At 33.3% G+C, this 7,259-nt stretch carries 4 protein-coding genes and 2 pseudogenes; 5 read left to right on the top strand and 1 reads right to left on the bottom strand.

Going from position 1 to position 7,259, the window contains the following annotated elements; all coding sequences use genetic code 11:
* The first annotated feature begins 831 nt into the window (after positions 1–831).
* The 4 genes and pseudogenes from V7183_RS07490 (at position 832) to V7183_RS25930 (ending at position 5,532) form a co-directional block, all read left to right on the top strand.
* A complete protein-coding gene (locus V7183_RS07490; RefSeq protein WP_335359106.1) occupies positions 832–2,796 on the top strand; it encodes an LTA synthase family protein in 1,965 nt (654 codons plus the stop codon).
* Positions 2,797–3,142: 346 nt separating this feature from the next.
* Positions 3,143–4,797: pseudogene (locus tag V7183_RS07485) on the top strand (BglG family transcription antiterminator); the annotation flags it as partial.
* An 11-nt stretch (positions 4,798–4,808) separates the two neighbouring features.
* A pseudogene (locus tag V7183_RS07480) lies at positions 4,809–5,337 on the top strand (PTS transporter subunit IIC); the annotation flags it as partial.
* Complete coding sequence (locus V7183_RS25930) at positions 5,338–5,532, top strand: PTS transporter subunit IIC (protein ID WP_438825159.1); 195 nt, start codon at positions 5,338–5,340, stop codon at positions 5,530–5,532.
* 54 nt (positions 5,533–5,586) lie between these two features.
* On the opposite strand, the gene V7183_RS07475 is transcribed toward V7183_RS25930, so the two are convergent.
* Entirely contained in the window at positions 5,587–6,414 is an 828-nt protein-coding gene (locus tag V7183_RS07475; protein ID WP_097899027.1) for a peptidoglycan-N-acetylglucosamine deacetylase, read from the bottom strand.
* A gap of 264 nt (positions 6,415–6,678) precedes the next feature.
* Here V7183_RS07475 and V7183_RS07470 point away from each other — a divergent pair.
* Positions 6,679–7,259, top strand: a 581-nt coding sequence (locus V7183_RS07470) for a hypothetical protein (RefSeq protein WP_335359105.1), incomplete at its 3' end; no start/stop codon positions are given.

The following is a 7,259-nucleotide window of genomic DNA, read 5'->3' as shown; positions in this document are numbered from 1 at the left end:
TATCGAAAAATTAAAATGGATTTATATATATTGTGTAGTTTTTTAATATTCATGAAACTACGTTGAAAAGAAATTGCATTTAACGAAAAATTACATGTCTTTCCAAACGGAACCGGCCTGTTCAGATTACATATATTCTTTTCGTATCACAAAGCTGATGTTAAATGAATAGGAGAAATAATAGAATAAAATGGGTTCATCACCGTAACAGGGGGTTGATTTTTTGAAAAAGAATCATTTTTCATACATGGAACGGAGAGTGGCGACTCCAGCGGGAATAGCGAGGAAAGTGAGACCCCGCAGGCTTGCCGAGGAGGCTCGCTCTCGCCCGCGGAAAGCGTCCACTCGGAGTGGAGTGTACATTTATCTATATGTCACCCCCGTCTTTTGGTGATAAACCATAAAATGACAATTATAGAATTTAATTTCAAAAAGTTATGTATGTAAATTACATTTTTTCACGTATAAAGGACGCAGTAAGAAGAAATTTTCTCAGAATGAATAAATTAGTAGCAACAAATTCAATTGGTAATTTTGGAAATAAGAATGTTTGCGAAGTGAAGAATAAAAGTTTATAGTGGGGAGTGTCCTAGTAACCGGACGGATTTTTAGAAAGTTAGATAGAAATAAAAAATGTTACAAATGCATTTTATTAAATATATATCAAGGTCAAAAATGTTTGGTAAGAAATAGTTGAATAAATAAAGACTTCAACTTATAATTACTAATATTCTTCATATGGTTAAAGAAGAGAACGAGCTGTATGAAGAAGTAAACATAGAGATGGACTTATCAAAAAATAAGCCTTGGATGATTAAAAGAGGTGGAGAGATGAAACAATTATTGTTAAAGAGCAAGCGTGTGTTAAGTAATCATTTTGGGTTCTTTATTTTTGCAGTTGTTTTATTCTGGCTAAAAACATATGCAGCATATGTTACAGAATTCGACTTAGGAATATCGAACACAATCCAAAAATTCTTGCTATTTTTTAACCCGCTAAGCTCAGCTGTCCTATTTTTAGGACTTGCATTATTTGCAAAAGGGAAACGATCTTATATTTGGTTAATTATTATTAATTTGTTACTGTCAATTCTTTTATACTCAAACGTGGTATATTACCGCTTTTTCAGCGATTTTATTACGTTCCCGACATTAACACAAACAAATAACTTTGGAGATTTAGGTGGCAGTATTTTAGCGTTATTACACCTATATGATCCATTGTATTTCTTAGATACAATTATCCTATTTGTATTAGTAAAAACAAAGTTTGCAGATCCAAAACCAATTCGTGTTGCAAAACATAAATTGTCACTTGTATTTATTACAGGAATTTTGATTTTTAGCATCAACTTAGGTTTAGCAGAAATGGATCGTCCGCAATTACTAACAAGAACGTTTGACCGCAACTACATTGTGAAATACTTAGGTGCGTACAACTATACAATTTATGATGGCATTCAAAGCTTGAAAGCATCAACAGAACGTGCTTTAGCAGATGGAGATAGTATGACAGGTGTAAGAAACTATATTACATCGAACTATGCAAGCCCTAACCCAGAGTATTTTGGTAAGGGGAAAGGTATGAACGTTATCTATATTCATTTAGAGTCGTTCCAAAACTTTTTAATTAATTACAAGTTGAACGGACAAGAAGTTACACCATTCTTAAATTCATTTACACATGATGCAAATACACTGTATTTTGATAACTTCTTCCATCAAACAGGACAAGGTAAAACATCTGATGCGGAGTTTATGTTAGAGAACTCACTATTCGGTTTACCACAAGGATCTGTATTTACAAACAAAGCTCATAATACGTATCAAGCAGCACCAGCTATTTTAGGACAGCAGGGCTATACATCTGCAGTGTTCCATGGTAACTATAAAACATTCTGGAACCGTGATGATATTTATAAATCATTTGGATTTAATAAATTCTTTGATGCATCATATTATGATATGAATGAAAAAGATGTTGTAAACTATGGTCTGAAAGATAAACCATTCTTTAATGAGTCTATTCCAATGTTACAAACATTAAAACAACCGTTCTATGCGAAGTTTATTACGTTATCAAATCACTTCCCTTATCCAATTAATAAGGATGAAGCGACAATTGAACCAGCAAAAACGGGTGATTCATCTGTAGATACGTATTTCCAAACAGCACGTTATTTAGATGAAGCTGTAAAAAGCTTTATGGATTACTTGAAGCAATCTGGTTTATATGACAATTCAATCATTGTGATGTATGGAGACCATTATGGTATTTCAGATAACCATAATGCAGCGATGTCACAAATCATGGGTAAAGAAATTAATTCATTTGAAAATGCACAATTACAACGTGTACCTTTAATCATTCATGTTCCAGGAATGAAGGGCGGAGTTCAACACCAATATGGCGGAGAAATCGATGTTCTTCCAACGCTGTTACACTTATTAGGTACTGATACAAAGAATTATATCCAATTTGGTACAGATTTATTATCACCAGAGCATCAACAAGTTGTTCCTTTCCGTAATGGTAACTATGTAAGTCCGGCCGTTACTGCGCTTAATGGAAAGTATTATGACACAACCACTGGAAAACCAGTAGAAGCAACGGATGAAATCAAACAAAATGAAAAAATGGTTCAACAGAAACTTAAATTTTCTGATGAAGTTGTAAACGGAGATTTATTACGATTCTACACACCAGAAGGATTTACACCAGTAGATCGCACTAAGTACAACTATAACCATCAGGATAAAAATAAAAAGAAAGTAAAAACTACGCAAGAAGGTTAAAATGAATAACATATTGTGATAAAATCCTACTCGTATGGAATACTATCCATACGAGTAGGATTTTTTGTTTTACTAGTTAAAGAGAATTTCTAAAGAATAAAAGCAAAACTGTCTTCAATTAAGTATGTATGTTGTAATTTCATATACCATATTGATACTATATAATGGGCGTATAAAAAAGGTACAATCATTGCACAATACATAAACGATAATTTGGACTTAATTTTATATGAAATACGAGCTACTATATTAGTAGAAAGTGATTTCAATAATCTAATTTTGCAAAGTTAGTATCTATACTTGCAAGGCTACTAAAAAACAAGTATAGAAAGGATGTACATCATATATGATATTAGATCACCGCAGTACTGCAATTTTACAGCAAATTATTCAAGCAGATGGTTATACTTCTGTAGATCAACTTATGGAACTACTACAAGTTTCGAAAAGAACAATTTATTACGATATGAAAAAGGTAGGTGATTGGTTAGCTGCAGAGCATTTAGAACCAATCAAATACATTCGATCATTAGGATACTGTTTAAATGATGAAACAAAACGAACAGTGATTCAAAAATTACATGGATTTACAATGGTTCAATACGATTATTCTCCACACGAGCGAAAAGCTTGGATAGCTTTGTATTTATTAACGAAAGAAAAAAGAATCTTACTAGAAGATTTAATAGACCTTGTACAAGTAAGTCGTAATACTACACTTGCTGATTTGAAAAAATTGAAAGTAGGGCTAGTGAAGTTTAAGCTTTCCTTACAATTTGATCGTAAACGAGGTTATTATATCGAAGGAACTGAGCAAGGAAAGCGAAGTTTGTTAACCTTTTATCTTTCACAGTTGATTGCAAAGCATGGATGGGAATATTTAATATCACACGTAAAATACATTGTAAACCGTGGAGAAAATGAAAAGGATAGAAAAGAACAAGAGGAACTTCTCCTTATAAAAAACATTCTATCGAATTGTGAAGGATTTTTAGGTGTTCAATATACGGATGAGGTACTTGAAAATTTAAGCGTTTACATGTATTTGTTTCGTAATCGAATTGTTAAAGGGCAATGTGTTGAAATGGAAGATGCTGAAAAAGATGTTCTTCGAGAAACAAAACATTTTGAAGCAGCTAAGTATATCGGAAAACAGTTTGAGAACGTTTTACATGTGAAATTTCCAAAAGATGAAATTTATTATATTACCACTCATCTGTTGGGGGCGAAAGTAAATGCTCAGCAAAAAGAGTATGAAAAAAATGATGTTCAAGGCATCCGTTATATTGTAGATCGTATGATAAAGGATTTTCAGCATTATGCTTGTGTTATATTTCAAGATTTTACAGGACTGGCTTCATACTTATATTTACATATAAAGCCAGCGTTCTATCGTGTGAAATATGGGATTGAAATAGAAAATCCATTACTGCATACGATTCAAAAAAATTATGAAGAAGTATATATCCTTACAAGAAAAGTTGTTCATCATTTTGAAGAATACGTTGGAAAACAAATTTCGGAAGATGAAATGGCGTATATTACGATGCATTTTGGTGCTTGGATAGAAAAGAAGGAATCGTTCCCAACCCAAGAAAAACAGCATTACTCGTTTGTCCAAATGGTATTGGTACATCGCGTATGCTGCAATATCAATTGGAACAATTATTTTCGAGTATCGATATTTTAAAGGCAATCTCAAAGCGAGAATATGAATCGAATGCATTTGAAGTGGATTGTATTATTACGACAACTGAATTGGAGAAGGGGACAGTACCTATTTTTATGGTAAATCCTATTTTGACAGATTCTGAAAAAGCATCATTACTCCGAAAAGTAAATGCAGCCTTGTTTGGTGAAGATCAAAATGATTCAGTGGATATTATGATGCAGATCATTCAAAAATATGCGGATGTTATAGATGAACAGTCTTTAAAAAAAGAACTGAGAGAATTTATAAGTGGTCCAGTGCATTTGAATAGGGAGGAGAAATGCAAACCTAATTAGTTGGATTGTTTGCAATGTGTGGGTTACTCTTACAGAAGAAAAACTTTGCAGATACAGTTTCTGGAACATTAAAAACGATTATGGGCTTCGTCGTATTAGGAGGAGGGGCCACAATATTAATTGGAGCTTTAGATGTTTTTGGTAAAATGTTTGATAAGACATTCCATATTAAAGGAATTATTCCGAACAATGAAGCAGTCGTTGCGATTGCACAGCAAACATTGGGGAAAGAAACAGCATTTATTATGGTATTTGGGATGCTTGTTAATTTACTTATCGCCCGATTTACAAAATTTAAATATGTATTTTTAACGGGGCATCATACGCTCTTTATGGCATGTTTAATTTTAGCTGTATTTTCTACAACAGGGATGAAAGGATTTTCTCTTGTTATGATAGGATCCATAGTCTTAGGGTCACTCATGGTAATTTTCCCAGCATTACTACAGCCATATGTAAGAAAAATTACGGGAATGGATGACATTGCGATTGGACATTTTGGTTCTGTTGGATATTTAGCAGCTGTGTTTGGGAATGCAACAGGGGGGAAGAAGGGGAGCTATATTAGGATCATTTGTAAATGGCTTATTGATTTCGTTCCTTCCAGCTCTATTATTACCAGTATTGGGCGGATTAGGATTCGAAAATACAACATTTGGTGATTCTGATTTTGCAGTAGTTGGTATTTTGATTAGTGAAATTGCAAAATTATTAGGTTCAATTTTCTAAACAATAAAGAAAAAAGACTTGAGTTTCTCTTTGAGAAAATCAAGTCTTTTTCAATTACATACGATTATCGTGCCAGAAGTTTAATGGGAAGTGGTCATCTTCATGATAGCTTTCTAGCTCATAACCTTTTTCTTTTAGACCTTTAATAATAGCTGGTACTGCTTTTACTGATTGTGGATGAATATCGTGCATAAGAATAACTTCTGTTGGTTTTGTTGCACCAGCAAGAACATTTTGAACAATTTGTGCAGATGCCGCATCGACTGGCATCTTATTATATTTCCAGTCTAAAGAGTCAATTGTCCAGTCCCAAACTTTCAAGCCGCCTTCTACAACTTTGTTACGTAAAGCCTCATTTAATCCTGGCATTGAGCCGTAAGGTGGACGAGTTAATACAGGTGATTTTCCAATAATCCCAGCAATTAAGCTTTGGTCTTCTTTCATCTCATCTACATAATGTCCTTCTGTATAAAGCTTTTTGAAGTTATGTGTCATACTGTGCATACCAACGTAATGACCTTCAGCTAATTCACGTTTTACAAGATCCGGAAATGATTTAACGTTTGCTCCAATTAGGAAAAATGTAGCTTTCGCATCTTCTTTTTTCAACATTTCTAAAAGTTCAGCAGTATATTTCCCTGGACCATCGTCAAATGTTAAGTAAGCAACTTTTCTAACTTGCCCGTTATATTGCTTAGGTGCTTCCTTTGGAGTAAGAGCTGTTTGAACTTCACTTACAAGTTGAACAGGTTTTGTGTCATCTTCCGTACTTGCTCGAGCAATACTTGTTGATCCGTAAATTGCTTCATATAAAAATAATACCCCGACGCAAATCAACAGAGCCCTTTTTACTAGAGTTGTCATTCGAATTCCATTGCGCATAATTTTCCTTCTCTCTATAAAAGTTCTACTCTATTATATTAGCAACTTTAGGTAGGGAAATGCAAAAAAAGATTGTTACAAATGCAAAAAAGTTTGTAAAAAGTATGCAAGATTTTGTCGGTCTTATAGTTATTATTCTTTTTATATAGCAGGTTTTTAAAACGTGAATAAAGAAGTTGATAAAAAACAGCAATTCATTGATTACACGAATTTAAACTTCATGATTTTACATTGTATCATTGAATTAAAAAAGGTGTGATGAAAATGAAAAAATTAGCTTGTTTACATGCTCACCATTCAAATATTGCATACATTGAGAAAGCACTTGCATTATTTGAAGTAGAGTTGATCCATTTTGTGGATCCAATACTGCCAATGAGAATACAGGAGGGTGGTGAGCTGGAGACGAATTACATTCAAAATAAAATGAGAGATCAATTGCAATGGGTAGCAGAAAGTAAAGTTGATGCGATTCTTATAACATGTACATACTTTATAACACTTTTACAAGATATGCATGTTCCGATAGAAATACCAATATTAAAAATCGATGAACCATTCTTTGAAGTGATTTGTAATGTACAAGAACCACAAACGATATTATTTACAAATCCTAGTACTGTCCCAGGAACAGTAGAGCGTTTGAAACAATATGCGCAGCAAAAACAGAAATCGATTGATATTCAAATCATAATTGTAGAAGATACTTTTGTGCTCATCATGCAAGGACGGAAGGAAGAGTATGATGATAGCGTGAGTCAATGTATATATCGAATGCTGAAATGTGGAAATCAGGTTATTTTAGTTGCACAATTATCAATGGTAGATGCTGCTAGGAAAGTAGA

Source organism: Bacillus sp. JJ1127 (genome assembly GCF_036965845.1).
In the GTDB taxonomy this organism is placed as follows: Bacteria; Bacillota; Bacilli; order Bacillales; family Bacillaceae_G; genus Bacillus_A.
This window is presented reverse-complemented; position numbering and strand designations above follow the sequence as displayed.

Coding starts and splice junctions, on each gene's coding strand:
- V7183_RS07490 (WP_335359106.1), top strand. CDS start 832: ATGAAACAATTATTGTTAAAGAGCAAGCGTGTGTTAAGTAATCATTTT.
- V7183_RS25930 (WP_438825159.1), top strand. CDS start 5,338: ATGCAACAGGGGGGAAGAAGGGGAGCTATATTAGGATCATTTGTAAAT.
- V7183_RS07475 (WP_097899027.1), bottom strand. CDS start 6,414: ATGCGCAATGGAATTCGAATGACAACTCTAGTAAAAAGGGCTCTGTTG.